26 protein-coding genes and 1 tRNA gene are annotated in these 24,546 nt (G+C 28.1%); 10 read left to right on the forward strand and 17 right to left on the reverse strand.

Features of this window, described 5'->3' with window-relative positions; genetic code table 11:
* Window positions 1-26 precede the first annotated feature (26 nt).
* From R3342_RS07915 to R3342_RS07935, 5 genes are all read left to right on the forward strand, one after another.
* Window positions 27-2,537, forward strand: a complete 2,511-nt coding sequence (locus R3342_RS07915) for a DUF5686 and carboxypeptidase-like regulatory domain-containing protein (protein ID WP_318939487.1) — start codon at window positions 27-29, stop codon at window positions 2,535-2,537.
* 54 nt (window positions 2,538-2,591) lie between these two features.
* Window positions 2,592-4,967, forward strand: coding sequence for an efflux RND transporter permease subunit (locus R3342_RS07920; RefSeq protein ID WP_318939488.1), 2,376 nt, complete (start codon window positions 2,592-2,594; stop codon window positions 4,965-4,967).
* A gap of 92 nt (window positions 4,968-5,059) precedes the next feature.
* A complete protein-coding gene (gene asnS, locus R3342_RS07925; protein ID WP_318939489.1) occupies window positions 5,060-6,493 on the forward strand; it encodes an asparagine--tRNA ligase in 1,434 nt (477 codons plus the stop codon).
* An 80-nt stretch (window positions 6,494-6,573) separates the two neighbouring features.
* Window positions 6,574-8,034: an RNA polymerase factor sigma-54 gene (gene rpoN / locus R3342_RS07930; protein ID WP_318939490.1), complete on the forward strand. Its 1,461-nt coding sequence runs from the start codon at window positions 6,574-6,576 to the stop codon at window positions 8,032-8,034.
* 19 nt (window positions 8,035-8,053) lie between these two features.
* Complete coding sequence (locus tag R3342_RS07935; RefSeq protein ID WP_318939491.1) at window positions 8,054-8,659, forward strand: hypothetical protein; 606 nt, start codon at window positions 8,054-8,056, stop codon at window positions 8,657-8,659.
* On the opposite strand, the gene R3342_RS07940 is transcribed toward R3342_RS07935, so the two are convergent.
* The 6 genes from R3342_RS07940 to R3342_RS07965 form a co-directional block, all read right to left on the reverse strand.
* Entirely contained in the window at window positions 8,647-9,321 is a 675-nt protein-coding gene (locus R3342_RS07940; protein ID WP_318939492.1) for a porin family protein, read from the reverse strand. The two genes, R3342_RS07935 and R3342_RS07940, sit on opposite strands and share 13 nt — an antisense overlap.
* Window positions 9,322-9,395: 74 nt before the next feature.
* A complete protein-coding gene (locus R3342_RS07945; RefSeq protein ID WP_318939493.1) occupies window positions 9,396-9,869 on the reverse strand; it encodes a biopolymer transporter ExbD in 474 nt (157 codons plus the stop codon).
* Window positions 9,870-9,878: 9 nt separating this feature from the next.
* The gene (locus R3342_RS07950) at window positions 9,879-10,493 is read right to left on the reverse strand and encodes a biopolymer transporter ExbD (protein WP_318939494.1); all 615 of its coding nucleotides are present in this window, start codon (window positions 10,491-10,493) and stop codon (window positions 9,879-9,881) included.
* A 7-nt stretch (window positions 10,494-10,500) separates the two neighbouring features.
* Entirely contained in the window at window positions 10,501-10,962 is a 462-nt protein-coding gene (locus tag R3342_RS07955; protein ID WP_318939495.1) for a hypothetical protein, read from the reverse strand.
* An 8-nt stretch (window positions 10,963-10,970) separates the two neighbouring features.
* Entirely contained in the window at window positions 10,971-11,720 is a 750-nt protein-coding gene (locus tag R3342_RS07960) for a MotA/TolQ/ExbB proton channel family protein (RefSeq protein ID WP_318939496.1), read from the reverse strand.
* 301 nt (window positions 11,721-12,021) lie between these two features.
* Entirely contained in the window at window positions 12,022-13,056 is a 1,035-nt protein-coding gene (locus R3342_RS07965; protein ID WP_318939497.1) for an asparaginase, read from the reverse strand.
* A gap of 77 nt (window positions 13,057-13,133) precedes the next feature.
* Here R3342_RS07965 and R3342_RS07970 point away from each other — a divergent pair, with 77 nt between their 5' ends.
* A complete protein-coding gene (locus tag R3342_RS07970; RefSeq protein ID WP_318939498.1) occupies window positions 13,134-13,832 on the forward strand; it encodes a zinc metallopeptidase in 699 nt (232 codons plus the stop codon).
* Between the two features lies 1 nt (window position 13,833).
* Here the strand turns inward: R3342_RS07970 and R3342_RS07975 are convergent, their stop codons facing one another.
* The 7 genes from R3342_RS07975 to pdxA all read right to left on the reverse strand — a co-directional run bounded on the left by R3342_RS07975 (window position 13,834) and on the right by pdxA (window position 19,340).
* Window positions 13,834-14,298, reverse strand: a complete 465-nt coding sequence (locus R3342_RS07975; RefSeq protein WP_318939499.1) for an Lrp/AsnC ligand binding domain-containing protein — start codon at window positions 14,296-14,298, stop codon at window positions 13,834-13,836.
* 85 nt (window positions 14,299-14,383) lie between these two features.
* The gene (accC, locus tag R3342_RS07980) at window positions 14,384-15,742 is read right to left on the reverse strand and encodes an acetyl-CoA carboxylase biotin carboxylase subunit (protein WP_318939500.1); all 1,359 of its coding nucleotides are present in this window, start codon (window positions 15,740-15,742) and stop codon (window positions 14,384-14,386) included.
* 77 nt (window positions 15,743-15,819) lie between these two features.
* Window positions 15,820-16,302: an acetyl-CoA carboxylase biotin carboxyl carrier protein gene (gene accB / locus R3342_RS07985; RefSeq protein WP_318939501.1), complete on the reverse strand. Its 483-nt coding sequence runs from the start codon at window positions 16,300-16,302 to the stop codon at window positions 15,820-15,822.
* 27 nt (window positions 16,303-16,329) lie between these two features.
* Window positions 16,330-17,325 carry a beta-ketoacyl-ACP synthase III gene (locus R3342_RS07990; protein WP_318939502.1) on the reverse strand — a complete coding sequence of 332 codons (996 nt, stop codon included), beginning with the start codon at window positions 17,323-17,325 and terminating at the stop codon, window positions 16,330-16,332.
* Window positions 17,326-17,475: 150 nt separating this feature from the next.
* A complete protein-coding gene (gene rpmF, locus R3342_RS07995) occupies window positions 17,476-17,670 on the reverse strand; it encodes a 50S ribosomal protein L32 (RefSeq protein ID WP_291973122.1) in 195 nt (64 codons plus the stop codon).
* Entirely contained in the window at window positions 17,657-18,217 is a 561-nt protein-coding gene (locus R3342_RS08000; RefSeq protein WP_318939503.1) for a DUF177 domain-containing protein, read from the reverse strand. Before R3342_RS08000 ends, rpmF begins: the two co-directional genes overlap by 14 nt.
* A gap of 70 nt (window positions 18,218-18,287) precedes the next feature.
* Window positions 18,288-19,340 carry a 4-hydroxythreonine-4-phosphate dehydrogenase PdxA gene (gene pdxA, locus R3342_RS08005; protein WP_318939504.1) on the reverse strand — a complete coding sequence of 351 codons (1,053 nt, stop codon included), beginning with the start codon at window positions 19,338-19,340 and terminating at the stop codon, window positions 18,288-18,290.
* A gap of 61 nt (window positions 19,341-19,401) precedes the next feature.
* Between pdxA and R3342_RS08010 the strand changes: the two genes are divergently transcribed.
* Window positions 19,402-19,986 (forward strand): riboflavin synthase, encoded by a 585-nt coding sequence (locus tag R3342_RS08010; protein WP_318939505.1) that lies wholly within the window; start codon window positions 19,402-19,404, stop codon window positions 19,984-19,986.
* Here the strand turns inward: R3342_RS08010 and R3342_RS08015 are convergent, their stop codons facing one another.
* Both R3342_RS08015 and R3342_RS08020 read right to left on the reverse strand, forming a co-directional pair.
* A complete protein-coding gene (locus R3342_RS08015) occupies window positions 19,987-20,187 on the reverse strand; it encodes a PID-CTERM protein-sorting domain-containing protein (RefSeq protein ID WP_318939506.1) in 201 nt (66 codons plus the stop codon). It abuts the gene before it with no gap.
* A gap of 261 nt (window positions 20,188-20,448) precedes the next feature.
* Window positions 20,449-20,522, reverse strand: a tRNA-Ile gene (locus R3342_RS08020).
* A 100-nt stretch (window positions 20,523-20,622) separates the two neighbouring features.
* On the opposite strand from R3342_RS08020, the gene R3342_RS08025 reads away from it, so the two are divergent.
* The gene (locus R3342_RS08025) at window positions 20,623-21,141 is read left to right on the forward strand and encodes an alpha-ketoglutarate decarboxylase (protein ID WP_318939507.1); all 519 of its coding nucleotides are present in this window, start codon (window positions 20,623-20,625) and stop codon (window positions 21,139-21,141) included.
* On the opposite strand, the gene R3342_RS08030 is transcribed toward R3342_RS08025, so the two are convergent.
* The gene (locus R3342_RS08030) at window positions 21,125-21,466 is read right to left on the reverse strand and encodes a hypothetical protein (protein ID WP_318939508.1); all 342 of its coding nucleotides are present in this window, start codon (window positions 21,464-21,466) and stop codon (window positions 21,125-21,127) included. The genes R3342_RS08025 and R3342_RS08030 overlap by 17 nt on opposite strands.
* A complete protein-coding gene (locus R3342_RS08035) occupies window positions 21,466-22,437 on the reverse strand; it encodes a polyprenyl synthetase family protein (RefSeq protein ID WP_318939509.1) in 972 nt (323 codons plus the stop codon). Before R3342_RS08035 ends, R3342_RS08030 begins: the two co-directional genes overlap by 1 nt.
* A 157-nt stretch (window positions 22,438-22,594) precedes the next feature.
* Here R3342_RS08035 and R3342_RS08040 point away from each other — a divergent pair, with 157 nt between their 5' ends.
* Window positions 22,595-23,194 (forward strand): TetR/AcrR family transcriptional regulator, encoded by a 600-nt coding sequence (locus R3342_RS08040; RefSeq protein WP_318939510.1) that lies wholly within the window; start codon window positions 22,595-22,597, stop codon window positions 23,192-23,194.
* Window positions 23,195-23,201: 7 nt separating this feature from the next.
* The gene (locus R3342_RS08045) at window positions 23,202-24,545 is read left to right on the forward strand and encodes a TolC family protein (RefSeq protein ID WP_318939511.1); all 1,344 of its coding nucleotides are present in this window, start codon (window positions 23,202-23,204) and stop codon (window positions 24,543-24,545) included.
* Window position 24,546: the final 1 nt, after the last annotated feature.

A 24,546-nucleotide genomic window follows, 5' to 3' on the forward strand; every position in this document is an offset into this window, starting at 1 on the left:
TTTGTAAATCTATCATCTAATATTGAATGAAAAATATATTTTTACTAACATTATTATTTCCTTTTTTTGCATTTTCTCAATATCAGATTAGTGGAAAGGTCATAGACTCCAAATCCAAAAAGCCTTTAGTTTTTGCAAACGTAATTTTAGACAAAACAAATGGTACTTTAACAGATATTGACGGCTTTTTTCAAATTAATAGCAACAAACCAATCTCTGAAATTACTATTTCCTATGTTGGCTATTCTACAAAAAAAATTCCTTTAAATAGTTCTAAAAAATATATAACTATTGCTTTAAATGCATCCATAGAAAATTTAAAAGAAGTTTTAATAACAGCTAAAGAAAATCCTGCTTTAAAAATAATACGTAATGCAATAAAAAATAGAGAAAAAAATAATATTGAAACTAGCTTAAACACTTTTAAATTTAATGCATATAATAAAATTTTGGTTACTGCAAATCCTGATTCTTTAAGTAGTAAAATAGATTCTATATACAAAATAAAAAGTGGTGAAAAAGTGTTTTTAAAGTTAGATTCTTCTAATTATAAATTCCGAAAAGAAATTGAAAATAAACACTTATATATTTCTGAAAAAATTTCTGAATATAAATTTCAAAAAGGGAAAAAGAAGAAAGAAATTATTTTAGCTTCAAGAATGGCCGGATTACAACAACCTATTTATGAGTTTTTAGCCATCACTTTACAAGATTTTTCATTTTACAATCCGTTTTACACTGTTGCTGGAACCAAGTATTACAATCCAATTGCCAACAATGCATTAAAACATTATTCTTATAAAATATTAGATACCGTTAACAATTCCATAGGAAAATCTGTTGCGATTTATTTTAAACCAAAGCTCAATAAAAAAGTTTTAGGCATTGAAGGTGTATTATATTTAGATCAAAAAAGTTTTGCAATTACCAAAGCAATAGTTGAATTAAAAGGAATTATCCATATAAAAGCAACACAAAACTTTATATATAAAAAATCGGATAAAATTTGGTTTCCAAGTTATCAAGAAATTCTATTAAAAAAAGGAGTTAATAAAAAACAAATTTCACTTTTTGGAGGAATAGTGAAGTTTTCAGAAAATGAGAAAAACGACAGTATACAAAACACCAAAAAAAATAGTCCAGATGCAATTACTTATTTCCTCTCGAAAACTCAAAATTTCAACATTGAAATAAATAAACCCATAAAGGTTAATAAATCATCATCAACCATACAATTTGAAGATGATGCCGCTAGTAAATCGACAAGTTTTTGGAATAAATATAGAACAGATTCCATAACTAGTAGAGATAAAAAAACATACGCTGTTTTAGATAGTTTGGCAAAAAAAGAACATATAGAACGTAAAATTAAATTGGCTCGTTCTATATTTAAAGGATATTATCCTACTAAGTATATTGACTTGAATTTGGGTAAAATTATTAACCTTAACAATTATGAAGGTTTACGCTTAGGTTTTGGAGGCGTTACAAATAATCAATTTTCATCAAAATTTAAACTACAATCATATATAGCTTACGGAACTAAAGATGCCGATTTTAAATATAGTTTTGGCGGTTCAATTCGATTAAATAAAGAAACAAACACTTGGTTTTCTACTAATTACTCTAATGACATTAAAGAAGCAGCTTCTTTAGATTTTATTGCTGAAAACACTTCATTTTCACCAATTAATCCACGAAATTTAAACATCAGTAAATTTTATAATTATAAAACAATTAGTGTAGGCATAAAACATGATATTCAACCTAATTTTGAAACCAAACTGCAACTAAGTGCTGGAGATTATAACCCAGTTTTTGACTATCAATTTGTTTCACCAACCAAAACTTTAAGCAAATATCAATTAAGTTTGGCAATTATTGGTTTTCAATACAACCCAAAAAGCGAGTATATGAATACTCCTATTGGAAAAATTAAAACCAAAGATAAATATCCTCAATTCACATTTCAAGTTGCTAAAAGTTTTGAAAACGTTTTGCAAAGCGATTTTAACTTTACCCAAATTAATTTACGAATTCTAGAAAATATTAAACCTCTTAGAAAAGGAATTACTAAAATTTTAATTGAAGGAGGAATAGTTTTTGGAGATGCTCCAATATCTCATTTATTTAATTCTGCGCCAAATTACACTTTTAAAAATCCTTGGCGAAAACGTATAAATTTAGCTGGTACAAACAGCTTTGAAACTATGGGATACAATGAATTTATATCAGATAGGTTTGTAGCAATTCATATAAAACATCTTTTAAAACCAATTAAACTATTTAAAAATTTTAAACCTCAGTTTACTTTAGTAACAAGAGCGGTTGTTGGGAATATTTATAATCCTAGTTACCAAACAGGCATACAATTTAAAAGTCTGAAAAAAGGATATTTTGAAAGTGGTTTAGAATTAAATAGCTTATTTAAAGGGTTTGGGTTAAGTGCTCATTATAGATATGGAGCCTATTCTAACCCTATTTGGAGTGATAACTTAGCAGTTAAACTAACCTTTAAACTTAATTTAGGAATTTAAAGGTTGAAAGATTAATTAGTCAACAATTTTTATAACTTTGCAAAAATTTTTTAAATGGATTTTTGGTCGTATGTTTCGCGTTTAATTATTAAAGGACGCTACTTTATTTTAGTACTATTAGCAGCAATTACTTATTTTTTAGCTTCACAAATGCAATACATGCGTTTTTCCTATACGGAAGCTAATTTATTACCTGAGAATCATCCCATAAATTTAGAATATAATAAGTTTTTAAAACACTTTGGTGAAGAAGGAAACTTAGTGGTTATGGCTGTTCAGGATTCTACTATTTTTACTCCTGAAAAATTTAATGCTTGGAATCAGCTTTCTAAAAAATTGGATAGTTTCCCTGAAGTAGATTTTTCATTAGGAATTGGAGATGTAAAAGTGCTTCAAAAAAACAAGGCAAAAGAAAAATTTGATATCGTTCCTTTATATACAAAAGAACCAAAAACGAAAAAAGAAGTTCTAAGTATAAAAAATAAGCTATATAATAATTTACCTTTTTATGAAAACTTATTATATAATAAAAAAGCGCAAACACTTAGAACTATAATTTATTTAAAAAAAGATATCGTAAATACAGTTGCCAGAAAAGATTTTATTCTCAATGTTTTAAATCCAACCATTAAAAAGTTTGATGAACAGTATAATTTAAAGGTTAGAGTTTCTGGTATGCCATATATCCGAACCATGAATGCGCAAAATATTGTGGATGAAATTGGTTTGTTTGTAGGCTTAGCTTTAGGAGTCACTTCTTTAATTTTTTTCTTTTTCTTTCGTTCTATTAGAGCTACTGCAATTGCCATTTTAGTTGTAAGTATTGGTGTAATTTGGGCCTTTGGATTTATTGGATTATTCCGTTATGAAATTTCAGTTTTAATGGCTTTAATTCCGCCTTTAATTATTGTTATTGGAGTTCCAAATGCTATATTTTTAATCAACAAATATCAGCAAGAGATAAAAAAACATGGAAATCAGGCAAAATCTTTACAACGTGTAATTACCAAAATTGGTAATGCAACCTTAATGACTAATACCACTACTGCAATTGGTTTTTTAACCTTTGTTTTTACTAAAAGTGAATTGTTACAACAATTTGGTATTATAGCATCCATAAACATCTTTGGAATATTTCTTTTAGCATTACTACTAATACCCATTATTTACAGTTTTTTACCACTTCCAAAGCAAAAACATTTAAAACATTTAGATAGAAAATGGATTGAATCTATTGTTAGCGGATTAATTTTAATTGTAAAAAATCATAGAATTGCCGTTTATTTAACTACAGTATCTTTAATTATTATAAGTATGATTGGTATTTATATGATTAGGGTTTCTGGAAGTCTAATTGAAGATATGCCAAAAGGAAAACCATTTTTTAAAGACATCGTATTTTTTGAAAATGAGTTTGGTGGTATTATGCCTTTAGAAATTGTTATTGACACCAAAAAAGAAAATGGTGTAATGAAACTTTCTACTCTAAAGCGCATGAATCAATTAGAGGAAACTATTGATGAAATACCACAACTATCTAAACCAATTTCTATTTTAAACTTAGTAAAATACGCTAAACAGGCATTTTATAATGGCAATCCTAAGTTTTATCAACTACCCAATAATCAAGAAAAAAACTGGATTTTAAGCTATACTAAAAATTCAGTTTCAAATACCAATTTATTAAACAATTATGTAGATTCAACAGGAAGGTATGCAAGAATAACCACCTTTATGAAAGATATTGGTACGGATAAAATGGATATTATTGAAACTCAAATGGCTCAAAAAGTTGCTAAAGTATTTCCTAAAGATAAATTTGATGTTACCCTTACCGGAAAAGCTTTAGTGTTTTTAAAAGGAACTCATTATTTAATTTATAACTTAATAATTTCTTTATCCTTAGCCATTTTATTTATTGCCTTATTTATGGCGGTAATGTTTCGTTCTTTTAAAATGATTTTAATATCCCTCATTCCAAATATATTTCCTTTATTAATTACCGCTGGTTTAATGGGCTATTTAGGAATTCCTATAAAACCTTCTACAATTTTAGTGTTTAGTATCGCTTTTGGTATATCCGTAGATGATACAATTCACTTTTTAGCAAAATACCGACAAGAACTAAAAGTACATAAATGGAAAATTACACCTTCTGTTTTAGCAGCATTAAAAGAAACAGGAGTTAGTATGTTTTATACTTCAATAGTATTATTTTTCGGATTTTTGGTATTTACCGCTTCAAGTTTTGGAGGAACAATTGCTTTAGGAGGTTTAGTATCGGTAACTCTATTAATTGCAATGGTATCAAATCTAATATTGCTTCCTTCATTGTTGCTTTCTTTAGAAAAAAGTATCGCTAATAAAGAAGATTTTAAAGAGCCAATATTGGATATATTACCTCCAGATGATGAAAATAATGATATTTAATCTAAAATATTTCCTAAATTTTTAATTTTAATTGCTGGATATTCGCATTTTTTAATGCAATATGTATCTTTGCATCTTATAATATATAGAACATGAAACGATATACAGTTGCTGAACTTTTAAGTTCCTCTAATTTTTTAAATGAAGTAACATTAAATGGTTGGGTAAGAACATTCAGAGCTAATAGATTTATTGCTGTAAATGATGGTTCAACTATTAATAATATTCAATGTGTAGTTGATTTTGAAAACACAGATGAAAATATATTGAAACGAATTAATACTGGAGCTGCTATTAAAGTTAAAGGTACTTTAGTAGAAAGCTTAGGTAAAGGTCAAAATGTTGAAATACAAGTTTCTGAAATTAAAATTTTAGGAGATTCTAATCCTGATGAATATCCAATTCAACCAAAAAAACACAGTTTAGAATTTCTACGTGAAAATGCACATCTACGTATTAGAACTAATACTTTTAGTGCGGTAATGCGTGTTAGATCTGCGTTATCTTTTGCAGTACATAAATATTTTACCGATAAAGGTTTTTATTATTTTAATGCGCCAATTATTACAGGTTCAGACGCTGAAGGAGCTGGTGAAATGTTTAGCGTTAGCACATTAGATTATAATAACTTACCTAAAAACGAAGATGGGAAAGTAGATACTTCCAAAGACTTTTTTGGTAAAGCTACCAACTTAACCGTTTCGGGGCAATTAGAAGCAGAAACCTATGCAATGGCACTTGGTAAAGTATATACTTTTGGTCCAACCTTTAGAGCAGAAAATTCAAATACAACAAGGCATTTATCTGAATTTTGGATGATTGAACCGGAGGTTGCTTTCAATAATTTAGATGACAACATGGATTTATCCGAAGATTTTATAAAATATGTTATCAACTACACTTTAGAAAATTGCAAAGATGATTTAGCTTTTTTAGAGAACAGATTAGCACTTGAAGAAAAAGCAAAACCTGCTAATGAAAGGAGTGAAATGACTCTAATAGAAAAGTTAAACTTTGTAGTAAACAACAATTTTAAACGTGTAAGTTATACCGAAGCAATTGATATTTTAAGAAACTGTAAACCTAATAAAAAGAAAAAATTTCAGTATTTAATTGACGAATGGGGTGCAGATTTACAAAGTGAACACGAACGTTATTTAGTTGAAAAACACTTTAAATGTCCTGTAATTTTATTCGATTATCCTGCAAATATAAAAGCATTTTATATGCGATTAAATGAAGATGAAAAAACAGTACGAGCAATGGATGTTTTATTTCCTGGTATTGGAGAAATTGTAGGTGGAAGTCAACGTGAAGAGCGCTTAGATGTTTTAAAACAGAAAATTGCAGCTTTAAATATTGATGAAAAAGAACTTTGGTGGTATTTAGATACCAGAAAGTTTGGCACTGCTGTTCACAGTGGTTTTGGGTTAGGATTCGAACGTTTAGTTCAATTTACTACAGGTATGGGTAATATTAGAGATGTTATCCCTTACCCAAGATACCCTCAAAATGCAGAGTTTTAAAAAGCAACAAAACAAAAACATAGTATAATTTATACTATGCTTTTTCGTATTTTTAACTATTACTTTTATTAATTAAATATATGCTAAGACAAAATTTACAACAAAAATTATTACAAAAATTATCGCCTCAGCAAATTCAATTAATGAAACTGATTCAATTGCCAACGCAGGCATTTGAACAAAAACTAAAACAAGAGTTAGAGGAAAATCCAGCTCTAGAAAGTGGTAAAGAAAACTCAGAAGAGTCCTTAAATTCTGAATTAGATAATTCTGATTTTGAATCATCAGATAATGAAAGTATAACTACTGAAGATATTAATATTGATGAATATTTAAGCGATGACGAAATACCAAATTATAAAACTCAATCTAATAATTATTCCGTAGACGATGACGATAAGCAAATTCCTTATGCTTCGGGAACTTCTTTTACACAGTATTTAAAAAATCAAATAAACACTTATAGTTTATCAGAAACAGAAGAAATTATAACCGATTTTTTAATTGGCAGTATTGATGAAAGTGGTTATATAAGAAGAGATTTAGAGGACATTATAGATGATTTAGCATTCACTCAAAATATATATACAACCATTGAAGAATTGGAAAGATTGTTAAAAATAATTCAACAATTAGATCCCTCAGGAGTTGGAGCAAGAAATTTAAAAGAGTGCTTATTAATTCAGCTAAAACGGAAAAAAGAAAGTTCAAGTTCTAATTTAGCTATAAAAATATTAGAAGAATCCTTTGAACATTTTGTTAAAAAACATTACGCCAAACTTCAGCAAAAATTTAAAATTAATGAAGAAGAGTTAAAGGCTGCTATTTCTCAAATTGAAAAATTAAACCCAAAACCTGGTGGCTCGTATGTTAGTAATAACAAAATCGCCGAGCAAATTGTTCCAGATTTTACTATAAAAATTGAAGAAGGAGAATTAATTTTAAGTCTAAATTCTAGAAATAGCCCAGAGTTACATATATCTAACGAATATAATAACTTATTACATGGGTATAAAAACTCTAAGGTAAAATCTAAATCGCAAAAAGATGCAGTACAATTCATCAAACAAAAACTAGATGCTGCCAAATGGTTTATAGATGCAATAAAACAGCGTCAGCAAACTCTATTTTTGAATATGAATGCAATTATGCAATATCAAAAAGAATATTTTTTGACTGGTGATGAGCGCAAATTAAAACCAATGATTTTAAAAGATATTGCTGAAGCTATTCAAATGGATGTTTCTACAGTTTCGAGAGTTGCAAATAGTAAATATGTTTCTACACCTTATGGAACTAGATTAATAAAAGATTTCTTTTCCGAATCTATGAAAAATGATCAGGGAGAAGATGTTTCAACAACTGAAATTAAAAATATCTTATCCTCAGTAATTAACCAGGAAGATAAAAAGAAGCCATTAACAGACGATAAATTGGCAATAATTTTAAAAGAAAAAGGTTATCCTATTGCGAGAAGAACAGTTGCAAAATATAGAGAACAATTAGATATTCCTGTTGCCAGATTACGAAAAAAAATATAGATTTACTACTTAAAAAACTATGAAATCTTCTAAAATAATTTCTTCATTTTTTCATCCCATCAATTTTCCAATTGCTGGTGCTATTTTATACTTTTTATTACTACCAAAATATTTATATATAGAACAAGAAAGGCTGCTACTAGCCGTAATATTTATTATTACTTATATATTCCCTCTTGTGCTAATTATTTTGTTAAAATCATTTAAAATGATAGATAGCTACCATATGACAACTGTTGAAGAACGTAAATTCCCCTTACTTTTATTTATTTCAATTACTATTTTTACTGGGTATTGGTTATTTAGATCTGCAGTTGTAGATTTACTTTCGCTTTTTTATTTTGGTTATGGTTTAGGTTTAATTTTAGCCTATATTCTGCTTTATTTCAAAATAAAAGTTAGTTTACATACGGCTGCTATAAGTGGATTAATAGGATTTATTGCATATTTAAGCTTTTACTATAAAATAAATCTAATTGTAATTTTAGCTGTTTTATTATTGTTAAATGGAATAGTAGCAACTGTAAGGCTTCGCCTACAAGCTCATAAATTTAATGAGGTTTTATTAGGATTTATTTTAGGTTTATTAACGCAATTTTTAGTATATTTTATTTACATGATGTAAAATTTTAAACCAACATTTAGTTGTTTAAAATTAACTTTTTCATTATTTAAATTTGCATTATTAAATATCGGATTAAGCGCATAATACATAAATAAATTCCAGGTTCCATAGCCAGCTGCTAAAGTTATTCCATATTGCAATCTATTAATCTCTGATATGTTTTTAGTTACAATATAATCATTGCTATCTCTATATTTAGACTTTGCAGTAGTAATATAAGAAAATTTAACTCCACTATAAATTCGCCAGAACTTGAATTTTGAAGGTGTTGAATTTCGCCATCTAATCTCAACTGGAATATCAATAGATTTAAGAGATAACTTATTACTGCTATAATCAACTGCTTCCTCAAAAACAGTTGTTCCATTTAATTGACTGATTTTTAAGTTTTGAATTAAAGCGTTATATGAATATCCTACTCCTAAACCAAAACCAAAGGTTCTTTTCTTATTTATAGGTAAGTCTTTAATAAACCCAAATGAAACACCTCCTGAAAAACCATTTTGATTAATTAAAGGTGGCTTATTTAACAGTAAGTTATACGTTAAAGAAATATAAATTTGATCTTCTAAATACTTATTATCCTTAGAAGATAAATTAGTCTGTGCATAATTTATTTCAACAAATAACAATAAAAAGATAATCCAATATATTCTTTTCATATTGCAAATATACTTTAAAAACAAAAAAGGCAATCAAAAAATTGATTGCCTTTTTTAATAAAATTTATATACTATTATTGATAGTTCTTTGAAAAGTCTGTTCCTTTTGTTGTAGAAAAACTCACTTTAAGAGCATTTATATCTCTTAACTGTTCTTTAATATCTAAAATAGTACCTACATTAGCATTTTTATCAGCTTTAATTGAAGTTGTCATATATTTAACTTCTTCTTCTTTTCGCTGAGCTCTTTCAGATAAAATAAAACTAATAACATCTTTAACATCAATAATTTTATCGTTTACCTGAATTTTATCTCCTTCTATTCTTGAATCTTTAGATTTACCTATATAAATAGTACTTACTAAGCTTTTATGTTCTAATTTTTTAACCTCACTAGCTGTAGGCAGTGAAGGTTTTTTAATCATTAAATCAGTTTGTCTCATTGTGGTTGAAACCATAAAAAAGAACAATAACATAAACACAATATCAGGTAATGAAGCCGTAGAAATACCAGGTAATCCTTTTTTCTTTTTTGTAAATTTACTCATAATCTGATATTATTTAATAGGTTCAGGTTCTGTAATAATTTGAGGATATTTATCTTTCAAATTATCAAGTTTAGCTTTTAAAGCTTCTGATGGATCATCTTTATAATCTTTCAATAAATCTTTATAAGATCTATTATATAACTTCAAAGAAAGTCTATTTCTTAATTCATTGTAAGCCATTTCAATTTCATTTTGAACAGATATATACATACCATAAGTTGTACCTCTTGAACTTGTTAATGAAATGATAGCTTTAGAAGGATGATCTGAAGATTTAGGATCTTTAGCTCCGTTACAATAGTCACAAGGTTGCCCTGGTTGACCATCTTTAGGTTGGCTTAATCCACCTCCATTATCAATAAAATCCATTGCTAGTTTTTTTATGTCCTGAACTTTTGCATTTTCATTTTCAACTAACAACTGATTATTTCTATTAATTACAATATCTAAGATGTTTTTTTCTTTTATAGTTACTTTAGGAGTCTCATCTGTTTTTTCAGGTAATTTACGTGCAATACCAGAATCAACATCCATAGTAGTTGTTACTAAGAAAAATATTAAAAGCAAGAACGCGATGTCTGCCATAGAACCAGCATTAATTTCTGAATTTTCTCTTCTTGCCATACTACTATTATTTTACTAATGATTTCATAAAATCAAATAAAAACATCACTAAGCCTATAAAACCAAGGTAAAAGCTATAATTAATTAAGGTACTTACCCATTTAGATACTGAACCTGCTTCACCATCTTTTATTATTTTACCTGCAGCATCAGTAACTGCCGCATCAGAAGATACACTATATGCAATTACCAATAAAACAGCTAAAAATGCAACTCCTATTAAAGTTCTTTTTAAAATTTCTGGATTTTTAAATAAATTTAGTAATGAAAAAATCACAGAAATTGCTGCTACAATTACTAACACAACTACAGAGTAATTAATAAATGGTGATAATATAGAATTTTGCAATCCTGCATCTGTTTTAATAACATCATCACCTTCCATTACAATTCTAATGAAAAAATAGAAACCTATTAATCCAATTACTCCTGCAATTATGGTTAGTATTTTTGAAAATTTTTCGCTCATAATATCTCTTATTTTTTTTGTCTAATCAAAAGGTCAATAAGTGAAATTGAAGCATCTTCCATATTATTAACAATACTATCAACTTTAGAAATAATATAATTATAGAAAATTTGAAGGATAATTGCAACAATTAAACCAAATACCGTTGTTAATAAAGCCACTTTAATACCACTAGCAACAACAGTTGGAGAAATATCACCTGCTGCAGCAATTGAATCAAATGCTTTAATCATACCAATTACTGTACCCATGAAACCAAGCATTGGTGCAAGTGCAATAAATAAGGATAACCAAGAAATATTTTTTTCTAATAATCCCATTTGAACACCTCCATAACCAACTACGGCTTTTTCAACGTTTTCAATACCTTCATCCATTCTATCTAAACCTTGATAAAAGATAGAAGCAACAGGACCTTTTGTATTTCTACATAATTCTTTTGCAGCCTCAACACCACCTGAAGCTAATGCTTCATCCACTTTATTTACTAATTTTTTAGTGTTGGTTGTTGCCATATTTAAATACAAAATTCTTTCAATAGCAATTGCTAAACCTAAAATAAGGGTAACCAATACAATACCCATAAAGAAAGGACCTCCTTCAATAAAACGTTGTTTTAATTCTTGGTGGAAAGTTTTTTGTTGGGTTGCATCATTAGCAACTTGTTCTGTTTTAGCAGCTTCTTGAGCTATAGCTTTTGGTGCCGCTCCAAATAACAATAATCCTGTAATTGCAAGGATAGTAAATACTCTTTTCATCGTGTAATAGTTAATTTATTAATTTTTTAACGGGTTAAATATAAAATAATTTTCACAAAACAAACAAATCTGAAGAAGAGAAAGATTTTGAAGTCTTTAGCTTCTTTTCATCTCCTGTCTTTTAGCATCTTTTGCGATTGGCAAGTAACAAAAAATTGTTGAATTCTAAAAATTTTACAAGTACTTTAAGCTATTTTTTATAAATAATCGTTTTTTTAAACATTCAATAAATTTTTAATGAAATATAATATATTTATTAAAGATTAGATTAATAATAGCTTATTTCAGTAAAAAATAAATATTAAATAATGCTTATTTCTCCTCGTAATGAAGTTTCAAAAATATTTTTAAACTCATTTTTAGGAATTTTTTCACCTAAAAGGTACATTAATTTGGCTAAAGCTGATTCTGTTGTAATGTCATTTCCATTAATTACTCCTATCTCTTTTAAAGCTATACTCGTTTCATATTGCCCCATAATTACATTACCGGCTTCGCATTGTGTTACATTAACAATATGAATTCCTTTACTAATCCCTTTTTTTAATAAATTAATAAACCAAGACTCGGTAGTTGCATTACCTGAACCATAGGTTTCCAACACAATACCTTCTAAATCAGGTATATTTATTATGCTTTCAACTACCTTCTCATTAATTCCAGGGAATATTTTTAGTATAACAATGTTATTATTTAGCTTTTTTCTAACTTTTAACTTCTTAGTAGATTTTGGTCTAAAAATTAAAAGTTTATTAAAATTTAAATGCACTCCACTAATTGCTAAAGGTTGAAAATTTGGAGAAGTAAATGCCTCAAAATGCTCTGCGTTTATTTTTGTGGTTCTATTTGCTCTATATAATTTATATTCAAAATACAAACATACTTCTGAAATAATTGGCAATCCATTTTCTTGCGCAGAAGCAATTTCTATAGAAGTAATTAAATTTTCTTTTGCATCAGTTCTTAAATCCCCTATTGGCAATTGTGAGCCTGTAAAAATTACTGGTTTTGCCAAATTTTCAAACATAAAACTTATTGCAGACGATGAGTATGACATTGTATCAGAGCCATGCAAAACCACAAAACCATCAAATTTTTCATAATTATCTTCAATTATTTCTGCTATTAGCACCCATGCTTTCGGATTCATATTTGAAGAATCAATTGGCTCATCAAAAGAAATACTTTGAACTTTACAGTTTAGCTGATTGATTTCTGGAATATGTTCTAATAATTTATCAAAATTGAAATTCTTTAAAGCTCCCGTTTTATAATCTTTAAGCATACCAATTGTTCCACCTGTATAAATCAATAGTATTTGAGGAATTTTTGCCATTTTGTCCTATTCTTTTTTTGGAATAATTTATGATGTAAATTTACCAAATAAATGCACATTAACTAAAAATTAAAGAAATGATCGGATTTTATATTTTAATAGGAATTATATCACTAATTAGTTGGCTTATAAGCAACCAATTAAAAAGCAAATTTGCCTATTATTCTAAAATTAGTTTACAAAATGGATTAAGCGGAAAAGAAGTTGCTGAAAAAATGTTACACGACAATGGTATTTATGATGTAAAAGTAATTTCAGTAGCTGGTAAATTAACCGACCATTATAATCCTTTAAATAAAACCGTTAATTTAAGTGAAATTGTTTATACTCAAAGAAACATATCTTCAGCTGCCGTTGCTGCTCACGAATGTGGCCATGCAGTTCAACATGCTAAAGCCTATAAATGGTTAACCATGCGTTCTCAATTAGTTCCCGCTGTAAATATTTCTTCAAAATTTTCACAATGGTTAGTTTTTGGTGGTTTAATTTTAGGTGCTACTTCTGGCAAAGTGGGATTAGGATTTATAATAGCTGTAATTGGATTAATAATGATGGCTATTGCCACTATTTTTAGTTTTATAACCTTACCCGTTGAGTATGATGCCAGTAATAGAGCATTAGTTTGGTTAAAGACAAATAATATGTTAACTGCAGAGGAACAAAATGGCGCAAAAGATGCTTTAAAATGGGCTGCTAGAACTTATTTAGTTGCTGCTTTAGGTTCTTTAGCTATGCTTTTATATTGGGGGCTTAAAATATTAGGTTCAAGAAATTAAATTACAGTTTTATTTGACGGTCTATTTGCTGATCTAAAGATATAAATGTCTCTGTACGGGCAACGCCTTTAATAGATTGAATTTCTTGATTTAATAATTTCATTAAATGCTCGTTGTCCTTACATAATATTTTTATAAAAATTGCCCAATCTCCAGTTGTGTAGTGACTTTCAATAACCTCTGGTATTTCTTTTAATCTTTTAATTGCTTCAGAATATTTACTTGCAGTATCTAAAAATATACCAACAAATGCCAATGTTTTATAACCTATAACTTTTGGGTTAATCACAAATTTTGAACCTGCTATTAATCCTGATACTTCTAATTTTCGTAACCTTTGATGAATTGCTGCTCCTGATATTCCAATTTTTCTTGCAATACTTAATATTGGAGTTCGAGCATCTTCCATTAAATTTTTTAAAATAATTTTATCAATACCATCAATATGTAATTCTTTTTCTTTCATCTATTACTTATTTATAGGTAAATTTATAAAAAAATAAAGGATTTGAAACCAAATCCTTTATTTTACTTTATAATATATTTTAAAATTATTCTTCCTCTTCTTCTACTGGCTGCAATTCAAAAGTATCCATAAAAGCAGTAGTGTATTTACCTGCAATATAATCTGGATTATCCATTAATTGCCTATGGAAAGGAATTGTAGTTTTAATACCCTCAATTACAAACTCATCTAAAGCTCTACGCATTTTATTAATTGCTTCTTCTCTAGTTTGAGCTGTAGTAATTAATTTTGCTATCATAGAATCATAGTTAGGTGGAATTCTATAACCTGCATAAACATGAGTATCTATTCTAACTCCATGCCCTCCTGGTGTATGTAAAGTAGTAATTAATCCTGGAGAAGGTCTAAAATTATTAAACGGATCCTCAGCATTAATTCTACACTCAATAGAATGCAGTTTAGGTAAATAATTTTTTCCAGAAATAGGTACGCCAGCAGCTACTTTAATTTGTTCGTAAATTAAATCGTAGTCAATAACTTGTTCTGTAATTGGGTGTTCTACCTGAATTCTAGTATTCATTTCCATAAAATAGAAATTTTTATGTTTATCTACTAAAAATTCAATAGTACCTGCTCCTTCATAAGCTATACTTTCAGCCGCTTTAACAGCTGCGTCTCCCATTTTTTTTCTAAGAGCAGCAGTCATAAAAGGAGATGGAGCTTCTTCAGTTAATTTTTGGTGACGACGTTGAATGGAACAATCTCGTTCTGATAAATGACAAGCTTTGCCATAAGCATCTCCAATAACTTGAATTTCAATGTGACGAGGCTCTTCAATTAACTTTTCTAAATACATTCCATCATTCCCAAAACATGCAAATGCTTCTTGTTTTGCAGAATCCCATGCATCTCTTAAGTCTTCTTTTTTCCAAACTTCACGCATTCCTTTTCCTCCTCCTCCAGCTGTTGCCTTTAACATAACTGGGTATTTAATTTCTTCTGCTATTTTTTCAGCTTCTTCAAAAGTATCAATTAATCCATCAGAACCTGGAATTGTAGGAACTCCCGCAGCTTTCATAGTTTCTCTGGCAGATGCTTTATCTCCCATTTTACTAATCATTTCTTCTGAAGCACCAATAAATTTAATTCCGTATTCTTCACACAATTTAGAAAATTTAGCATTTTCCGATAAAAAACCATATCCTGGATGAATAGCATCTGCGTTGGTAATTTCAGCTGCTGTAAAAATAGCTGTCATTTTTAAATAAGACTCACTACTTGGAGCTGGACCAATACATACAGCTTCATCTGCAAATCTTACATGCAAACTATCTGCATCAGCGGTGGAATAAACTGCAACTGTTTTAATACCAATTTCTTTACAGGTTCTAATTATGCGCAATGCTATTTCACCTCTATTGGCGATTAATATTTTTTTAAACATTATGTTCGAAAATTTCAATTTTTAATAAGTTAAACTTCTATAAAAGTATAGTTACTTATTAAATTTTGGGTTAAACATTATGATGGATCCACTAAAAATAATGGTTGTCCAAATTCAACAGGTGTTCCGTCTTCTACTAAAACTTTAACAATTTTACCAGATACTTCCGATTCAATTTCATTAAAAAGTTTCATAGCTTCGACAATACAAACTATAGTATCTTCATTAACGGTATCTCCAACTTCAATAAATACTGGTTTGTCTGGTGAAGGTTTTCTATAAAAAGTACCAATAATTGGTGACGTTATTTCAATATATTTTGAAGAAGCATCCTTTGAAGAATCATCTTCTGATTTTGCACTTTCAGCAGGCGATGAAGCTACAGGTGCGCTAACAGGCATTTGAGGAATTCCCATTGGAGCTTGTTGTACAATGGTTGTTTCTGTTTTTCCTGAACCTGTTTTAATGGTGATTTTTACATCCTCCATTTCTAATTTCACTTCACTTGCTCCAGATTTTGAAACAAATTTTATTAGATTTTGAATATCTTTTAAATCCATATCTGTTTGTGTTAATTATTAATATTTTTAAGAATTATAGCTCCATTTAAAGTAAATGGCTCCCCAAGTGAAGCCACCTCCAAAAGCAGCAAAAACTATGTTATCTCCTTTTTTAAGTTGTTTTTCGTAATCTGCAAGTAATAATGGAATAGTGGCTGATGTGGTATTTCCATATTTTTCAATATTCATCATTACTTTTGAACTATCCAAATTAATTCTATTGGCTGTTGCATCAATAATGCGTTTATTTGCTTGATGTGCTGTTAACCAATTTATATTTTCATTAGATAAATTGTTGCGCTCCAAAATTTTAACAGTAACATCTGCCATGTTAAAAACTGCATTTTTAAATACAGTTTTTCCATCTTGAAATACAAAATTTTCTCTTTTATCAATTGCCTCTTTAGTTACAGGATATAAAGATCCGCTTGCTTTTACTTGCAAAAATTCTCTTCCAATTCCATCACTTTTTAAAATTTCGTCCTGCAAGCCTAAACCTTCTTCATTTGGTTCAAATAAAACTGCTCCAGCTCCATCTCCAAATATAATACAAGTTGCTCTGTCTGTATAATCAATCATAGAGGAACATTTATCTGCTCCTATTAATAATACTTTTTTATATCTGCCAGATTCAATATAACTTGAGGCTACAGACATGCCATACAAAAAACTTGAACATGCAGCTTCTAAATCAAATCCAAAAGCATTGGTTGCTCCTATTTGAGTAGCGGTATAAACTGCAGTAGATGCCGCTTGCATATCTGGTGTTGCCGTAGAAACAATAACCAAATCTATTTCTTTAGGATCTAAGTTTTTTTTCTGTAAAAGCTGTTCAGCAGCTTTAATTGCCATATAAGAAGTTCCTTTGCCTTCTCCTTTTAATATTCTACGCTCTTTTATACCTGTTCTTGTAGTAATCCATTCATCATTTGTGTCTACCATTTCTTCTAACATAGCATTGGTTAAAACAAAATCTGGCACGTATTTACCGACTCCAGTTATTACTGCTGTAATTTTTTTCATAAGTGGTTATTATTACTAAAAAAAGTCGTTCAAAGTAATGAAATTTATTTTGATTTTACAGCGACTTTTATGATTTTTTAGCGAAATTAAACGTTTAAAATAAAAAAAACCCTCAGCGAGAGAGTTTTTAAAATCTTAATAATAAACCTATTAAGCTATGTTTTCTTCAGAATCAATAACTATTTGACCTCGGTAATATAATTTACCTTCGTGCCAATGAGCTCTGTGATACAAATGAGCTTCTCCAGTAGTTGGATCAACAGCTACTTGAGGTGCAACAGCTTTGTAATGAGTTCTTCTTTTATCTCTTCTAGTTTTCGATATTTTTCTTTTAGGATGTGCCATTACTCGTATTTTTATCTATTAGTATATTCTTTAATTTATTCCATCTAGGATCTATATCCTCTTTATCAATTTTATCTTTTAATTCTTTTGGTTCTAATTCTTTTAACTTCTCTAAAATGTCAGATTTTAGAGTGCCATCTTCCACGCCTGGATGAATTCGTTTTAATGGTAAAGCTAACACAATGGATTCGTAAATATATTGTGCAACATTTACTTTAAATTCACTATGTGGAATTACTAACAATTCTTCATTTTCATTATTAAAAGTTTCTCCAAATTTTATAATTAATTCAGATTCTGTTTTAATTGGTTGATGGTATAATTCATTTGTGATATCACAAGCAACTTCTACCCAACCCGAAAATGAAAAGTTTAATTCAAACATAGTTGTTTTTTTTAAAAAACTTAATTGCACTATTACATTTGAATTGTTTAATTCATCGTAGTTAAAAAAATCAAAGAACTCTTTTTCAATTAAATATTCAAATTGATGTAATCCTTCTTTTAAACCTATAAAAGAAATGTCAAAGTCTTTTAAATCTTTCATTTAGATCTTCAATTTGAGCGGGCAAAGATATAAAATTATTACTTTATTTTATATAAAATGTTTTGAAAATTTATTTGTTTTGTTTCTGTTCTACTGTTTTTAACGTATTTTTAGTTAAAGAATTATACTCTTGCCGTGTTTTATAAATTTTAATTGCGGTGAAAATTGATTCTTTAAACGAACTAATACTTGCAATTCCTTTACCTGCAATATTATACGCTGTACCATGATCTGGCGATGTTCTAATTTTATTTAAACCAGCCGTATAATTTACACCTTCACCAAAAGATAATGTTTTAAAAGGTGCTAAACCTTGATCATGATACATTGCTAAAATAGCGTCGAAACTTTTATAGCTTTCTGAGCCAAAAAAACTATCTGCCGCAAATGGACCATATACTAACTTTCCTTCTTTTTGAATATTAATTAATGTTGGTTTAATAATTTCATCATCTTCTGTACCAATAACACCATGATCTCCACAATGAGGATTCAAACCCAAAACTGCTATTTTTGGTTTAGAAATTGCAAAATCCTGCACTAATGTTGTATATAAATTTTCTACTTTATTTGTAATTAATTCTGCTGTAATTGTTTCTGCAACTTTTGAAATTGGAATATGCCCTGTAATTAAACCTATTTTAATTTCATCCGTCATTAAAATCATTAAACTTTCTCCTTTTAATTTTGATTCTAAATATTCGGTATGACCAGGAAAATGAAAGTTTTCTGATTGTATGTTATCTTTATTTATAGGTGCCGTTACCAAAACATCTATTTCTCCTTTTTCTAAAGAATTTGTTGCAGATTCTAACGACTTAAACGCATATTCTCCTGCTACTTTGGTTTGTTTCCCTAACTCAATTGGGATTTCTTCATTCCAAATATTTAAAATATTTAATTTTCCACTTAAAGCTTTATTTGCATATTTAACACCATTAAATTGTATGTCTAAGTTTAAATTTTTTTTATAAGCAGATATCAATTTTGTATTACCAAATATTACTGGTGTACAAAAATCTAGCATTCGTTTGTCTAAAAATGTTTTCAGAATAATTTCAATACCAACACCATTACAATCTCCTATAGAAATACCTACTTTTATTTTTTCAGTTTTACTCATAAATAAAGTTAATTATACTTAATTTTACACTTCAAAAGTAATCAATTAAATTGATAAAAATATGTTTACAGGTATTATTGAAAATCTAGGAGAAATTACTGCTATTGAGCAAGAAAATGAAAATTTCCATTTTACAATTAAAAGCAATTTTACACCAGAATTAAAAATTGATCAAAGTATTGCTCATAATGGCGTTTGCTTAACTATTGTTAAAATTGATGGAGATAATTATACGGTAACTGCAATAAAAGAAACTTTAGAAAAATCTAATATGAGATTTTTAAAAGTTGGAGATAAAATTAATTTAGAACGTGCAATGAAATTAGGCGAACGGTTAGATGGTCATATTGTTCAAGGTCATGTAGACCAAACTGCTAAATGCACTAATATTTTAGATGAAAACGGAAGTTGGCTTTTTACTTTTGAATACGACTCATCAAAACAAAATATTACTATTGAAAAAGGGTCAATAACTATTAATGGAATAAGTTTAACTGTAGTAAATTCTAAAAAGAATAGCTTTTCTGTAGCAATAATTCCATACACTTATGAAAACACTAATTTTCACACCTTTAAAATAGGTGCTGTTGTAAATTTAGAATTTGATGTTATTGGCAAATACGTAGCAAGGTTACTTGAAAAATAATTATTGTTTTTTTAATTTATAAACTCCATAAGCAACTCCTGCAATAAATAAATAGACTGAACCTCCATCAATTGGCAAACCTACAGGTGGTGGTGGCCCAGCAGGTGGTGGTACTTTTTGCGAATAAGCAAAAACGCTCATAAATAAAAAGCAGACGCTAACAGTTACAATTCTAAATCTATTTTGGAAATGGGGCTTCAAAAATATTTTATTTAGGGGGTTATTATTACAAAATAATTTTGTTAAAACAAATAATTATTTACAACATTTCTATGAGCAAAGTTAATCTTTTTTATTAAAAATGAAATAGTTACAAATAAAATTTCACTAATATAATCATTTTTCTAATAAACAGTAACTATCTAATAATAAACAGTAATGTATATAAGAGTTAGCCTTTTATAATCTTTTTTTATTAGAAATAAAAAAGCCTCACATCTCTGTAAGGCTCTTGTATTGTTGTGGTCCCACAAGGGCTCGAACCTTGGACCCCCTGATTATGAGTCAGGTGCTCTAACCAGCTGAGCTATGGGACCAAAAACTGGATGCAAAAATAATACTTATTTATATGATGTACAATATTTATTTAACAAAAAAATTCACAATTAAATTTTTACCTTAGCAAAAATAGTTAACATGCAGAAAACCTTTATTTTACTTTTAATGTTATTTCTGGCTAGTTCTAATTTAATCTCTCAAAATTCAGAGTTAAAACAACAGAAATTTATAAATAATGTCCGTTTTGGAGGTGGATTCAACATTAGTTTAAACAATTCGTACACCGCTTTTGCAATTTCACCAAGCGCGTTGTATGATTTTTCCGACGAATTTAGCTTAGGATTAGGTTTAACTTATGTTTATGTTAAAAATAAATCTACAATACAAAGAACTTCAAATTTATATGGCGGAAGTATTTTAGCTTTATATCGTCCCATACAATATATACAACTTTCTATGGAATATGAACAATTAAAATTAAATCAGAAAATTAATTATTCAAACACTATAAACCCTTGGCAACCTGCTTTGTATGTTGGAATGGAATATGTAACTGGCAATTTAGCAATGGGATTACGTTACGATGTACTTTTTGATCAAACAAAAAATGTTATTTACGCTTCTGGTTTATCTCCCGTATTTAGATTGTATTTCTAAACCACACTTTTTGATATTCTCTTTTAAGAATTAAATACGTAATTTCATCAACAATTAATTTAAGAGATTGTCCTTTAATTTTTGCTAAATCTTTTTCAGAAATATCAATTCGGTAAATTAAATTTAAATAATCATCATAATTATTTATTACCATTTCATGTAAAATTTCTACTAATGTTTTTTTTAATTCAGAAGGATTTATCTCTTCTGAAAAATGATAAGAAACATTTGCTAATAAAAAATCCTTATTCAATTGCTGAATAATTTTACCATATAAATTTTCTTTTAAAGATTTTTCTAATAATTCAGAAACGGCAGGTAACATTATAATGCTCTATTCATTAAAATTAATCCGAAATTTTTTAATATTTCTTTTTTATCCTCGTTTACAGACAGCTCATCTAAAGTTCCAATAGCTGTTTTTGTATAATTTTCAATTTCTCTTTTGGTAAGTTCTTGTATTTTATTTTTTGAAAATATTTTGGTAACGGCATTTACTTTTAGTTCTGAAGAATTATTAGAACTATACCATTTCAGCAATTCCTTTTTATCCTTATCATTAGAAACTTCTAAAGCTTTTAAAAACAGAAAAGTTTTTTTGTTTTCATTAATATCTCCTCCTATTTCTTTTCCAAAAGTGGCTACATCTCCAAAAGTATCTAAATAATCATCTTGTAGCTGAAAAGCTATTCCTAAATTTAACCCGAACTTATAAATTTTTTCTGCTTCATCATTTGAAACATTCGCTAAAATCGCTCCCATTTTCATTGCTGCCGCTACTAAAACCGATGTTTTATAAGTAATCATTTTTATATAATCTGGAATAGAAACATTTGTTTTAGTTTCAAAATCAATATCTAACTGCTGTCCTTCACAAACTTCTAAAGCTGTTTTACTAAATAAAATATTTAGTTTTTTATATAACTGAGGTTCGTATTTTTCTAATAATTGATATGCCATAATCATCATAGCGTCACCAGACAATATTCCTGCATTTATATTCCACTTTTCATGAACTGTAGTTTTTCCTCTTCTTATTATGGCGTTATCCATAATATCATCATGAATTAAGGTAAAATTATGAAATACTTCAATAGCAGCTGCGGCATTCATTGCCTTTGCAACATCTCCATTATATATATCACAAATTAATAACGTTAAAACCGGACGTAAACGTTTTCCTCCTAATTGTAATATATAGTGTATTGGTTCGTATAGTTTTTTTGGCTCTTTTACTTTTATAGCCTCATTTAAATAAAGTAAAAAATCTTCTTTATAGTTTTCAATGCTTTTCATTAATTACAAATTTTGGTAAAAATACTGCTTTAAAAGTTACTTTAAAACTTATAAAACTATTAAATGTTATTAATTTGTTAAAACTATGGAAACTTTTTTTGTGTTTTAAGTTTCCATTAGTATATTTGCAGGCAAAAAAATAGGTAATATCAATTTTATGAAAAAAACTATTTTAGAAAAATCAGGAGAAGTGTTTTTAAAATATGGCTTTAAAACTGCCACGATGGATGATATAGCTAACGAATTAGCCATTTCTAAAAAAACCATTTACAAGTATTTTAAAAATAAAGAGCAATTAGTAGATGAATCTGTTTTGTTTTTTCACAATAATATTCATAACTCAATTTTATGTATTTGCAATAAGGGTTATAATGCAATTGAAGAAAATTTTGAAGTGAAAATAATGTTTAAAGATATATTTAAAAATTTAAATGAATCACCTGTATTTCAACTTCAAAAATACTATCCTAAAACCTATGAAAAAGTTATGAGTAGCGAATTTGAAATGTTTAAAGATTGCATTTCAGAAAACATTAAAAAGGGAATTAAGGAAGGATTGTATAGAAAAGACATTAATGAAAGTGTTATTAGTCGTTTTTACTTTTCATTAGTATTTAGTGTTTATGACACTACTCTATTTACACAACAAAATAAAACACTAAATCAATTAGAAATAGAGGCTTTGGAATACCATACCAGAGCAATTGCAACAGATAAAGGAATAAAAATTTTAGAAAAACAATTAGAAAAAATATAATTTAATAATGAAAAAAGCACTAATTATTATAATTACGTTATTATTTGGTTTTGTAAACTATGCACAAGAAACCAAATCACTTTCTTTAAAAGAAGCCATCAACTATGCTCTAAAAAATAGCTACGCTTCTATTAATGCTTTAAGAGATCTTGAAGTAGCAAAAAAGAAAAAATGGGAAACCACAACTATTGGCTTACCAAAAATTAATGCCGATATTGAATATCAAAACTGGATTAAACAACAAGTTTCATTAATTCCAGCTGAATTTTTTGGCGGAACTCCAGGCGAATTTACAGAAATTGCATTTGGAACAAAACAAACCATGAAAGCTACTGCAACTGTTAATCAATTAATTTTTGATGGATCATATTTAGTTGGATTACAATCAGCTAAAACGTATTTAAAAATATCAGAAAACGCTAAAGAAAAAACCGATTTAGGAGTTAGAGAAGCTGTAATTAATGCTTATGGAAATGTTTTACTAAGTGAAGAAAGCATTTTAATTTTAGAAAAAAATAAAAAAACTTTAGAAAAAAACCTGCACGATACCAACCAAATTTATTTAAACGGACTTACCGAAGAAGAAAATGTAGAGCAGTTAAAAATTACACTCTCAAAAATAAACAGTCAATTATCTAAAACTAGAAAATTAAAAGATATTGCTTACAAAATGCTTAATATTACTTTAGGCATTGATATAAATTCGAAAATAATTTTAACAGATACCTTAGATAAATTATCTCAAGAAAATAATGATTTAAAATTATTATCTAACCAACTTAATGTTGAAAATCATATTGATTATAAAATTGCTAAAAACACAGAAAAATCTAATGAACTTTTAGTTAAACTTGAACAAAGTAAAGCATTACCATCCTTAAGTAGTTTTGTAAATTTTGGATACGCTGGTAACGGAAATCAATTCGATTTTTTAAAAAAGCAACAAAAATGGTTCGATTCTTCTTTATTAGGTGTTAATTTAAAAATTCCGATTTTTAGTAGTTTAGAAAGAAGTTCTAGAACGCAACAAGCTAAAATTGAGTTAGACAAATCTAAAACTAATTTATTCGAAACTTCTCAAAAAATTAAGCTTCAAGTAGAAAAGGCTAAAACTAATTACAATTATAGTTTAGAAGAATTAACAACATCAAAAGAAAATTTAGCATTGGCGGAACGTATTGAACACAAACAAGAAGTCAAATTTTTTGAAGGAATTTCAACAAGTTTCGATTTATCCAATGCGCAAACACAATTATATACAATGCAGCAAAACTATTTACAAGCTATGCTAAATGTTATATCAAACAAAGCTGCTTTAGACACTGCATTAAACACACCAATTAACAACTAGA

Origin of the sequence: Lutibacter sp. (assembly GCF_033723435.1) — a bacterium.
Taxonomy (GTDB): Bacteria; Bacteroidota; Bacteroidia; order Flavobacteriales; family Flavobacteriaceae; genus Lutibacter.

Excerpts from the sequence above, each read along its gene's own strand:
- R3342_RS07915 (WP_318939487.1), top strand. The coding sequence starts at position 27 with ATGAAAAATATATTTTTACTAACATTATTATTTCCTTTTTTTGCATTT.
- R3342_RS07920 (WP_318939488.1), top strand. The coding sequence starts at position 2,592 with ATGGATTTTTGGTCGTATGTTTCGCGTTTAATTATTAAAGGACGCTAC.
- asnS (WP_318939489.1), top strand. The coding sequence starts at position 5,060 with ATGAAACGATATACAGTTGCTGAACTTTTAAGTTCCTCTAATTTTTTA.
- rpoN (WP_318939490.1), top strand. The coding sequence starts at position 6,574 with ATGCTAAGACAAAATTTACAACAAAAATTATTACAAAAATTATCGCCT.
- R3342_RS07935 (WP_318939491.1), top strand. The coding sequence starts at position 8,054 with ATGAAATCTTCTAAAATAATTTCTTCATTTTTTCATCCCATCAATTTT.
- R3342_RS07940 (WP_318939492.1), bottom strand. The coding sequence starts at position 9,321 with ATGAAAAGAATATATTGGATTATCTTTTTATTGTTATTTGTTGAAATA.
- R3342_RS07945 (WP_318939493.1), bottom strand. The coding sequence starts at position 9,869 with ATGAGTAAATTTACAAAAAAGAAAAAAGGATTACCTGGTATTTCTACG.
- R3342_RS07950 (WP_318939494.1), bottom strand. The coding sequence starts at position 10,493 with ATGGCAAGAAGAGAAAATTCAGAAATTAATGCTGGTTCTATGGCAGAC.
- R3342_RS07955 (WP_318939495.1), bottom strand. The coding sequence starts at position 10,962 with ATGAGCGAAAAATTTTCAAAAATACTAACCATAATTGCAGGAGTAATT.
- R3342_RS07960 (WP_318939496.1), bottom strand. The coding sequence starts at position 11,720 with ATGAAAAGAGTATTTACTATCCTTGCAATTACAGGATTATTGTTATTT.
- R3342_RS07965 (WP_318939497.1), bottom strand. The coding sequence starts at position 13,056 with ATGGCAAAAATTCCTCAAATACTATTGATTTATACAGGTGGAACAATT.
- R3342_RS07970 (WP_318939498.1), top strand. The coding sequence starts at position 13,134 with ATGATCGGATTTTATATTTTAATAGGAATTATATCACTAATTAGTTGG.
- R3342_RS07975 (WP_318939499.1), bottom strand. The coding sequence starts at position 14,298 with ATGAAAGAAAAAGAATTACATATTGATGGTATTGATAAAATTATTTTA.
- accC (WP_318939500.1), bottom strand. The coding sequence starts at position 15,742 with ATGTTTAAAAAAATATTAATCGCCAATAGAGGTGAAATAGCATTGCGC.
- accB (WP_318939501.1), bottom strand. The coding sequence starts at position 16,302 with ATGGATTTAAAAGATATTCAAAATCTAATAAAATTTGTTTCAAAATCT.
- R3342_RS07990 (WP_318939502.1), bottom strand. The coding sequence starts at position 17,325 with ATGAAAAAAATTACAGCAGTAATAACTGGAGTCGGTAAATACGTGCCA.
- rpmF (WP_291973122.1), bottom strand. The coding sequence starts at position 17,670 with ATGGCACATCCTAAAAGAAAAATATCGAAAACTAGAAGAGATAAAAGA.
- R3342_RS08000 (WP_318939503.1), bottom strand. The coding sequence starts at position 18,217 with ATGAAAGATTTAAAAGACTTTGACATTTCTTTTATAGGTTTAAAAGAA.
- pdxA (WP_318939504.1), bottom strand. The coding sequence starts at position 19,340 with ATGAGTAAAACTGAAAAAATAAAAGTAGGTATTTCTATAGGAGATTGT.
- R3342_RS08010 (WP_318939505.1), top strand. The coding sequence starts at position 19,402 with ATGTTTACAGGTATTATTGAAAATCTAGGAGAAATTACTGCTATTGAG.
- R3342_RS08025 (WP_318939507.1), top strand. The coding sequence starts at position 20,623 with ATGCAGAAAACCTTTATTTTACTTTTAATGTTATTTCTGGCTAGTTCT.
- R3342_RS08030 (WP_318939508.1), bottom strand. The coding sequence starts at position 21,466 with ATGTTACCTGCCGTTTCTGAATTATTAGAAAAATCTTTAAAAGAAAAT.
- R3342_RS08035 (WP_318939509.1), bottom strand. The coding sequence starts at position 22,437 with ATGAAAAGCATTGAAAACTATAAAGAAGATTTTTTACTTTATTTAAAT.
- R3342_RS08040 (WP_318939510.1), top strand. The coding sequence starts at position 22,595 with ATGAAAAAAACTATTTTAGAAAAATCAGGAGAAGTGTTTTTAAAATAT.
- R3342_RS08045 (WP_318939511.1), top strand. The coding sequence starts at position 23,202 with ATGAAAAAAGCACTAATTATTATAATTACGTTATTATTTGGTTTTGTA.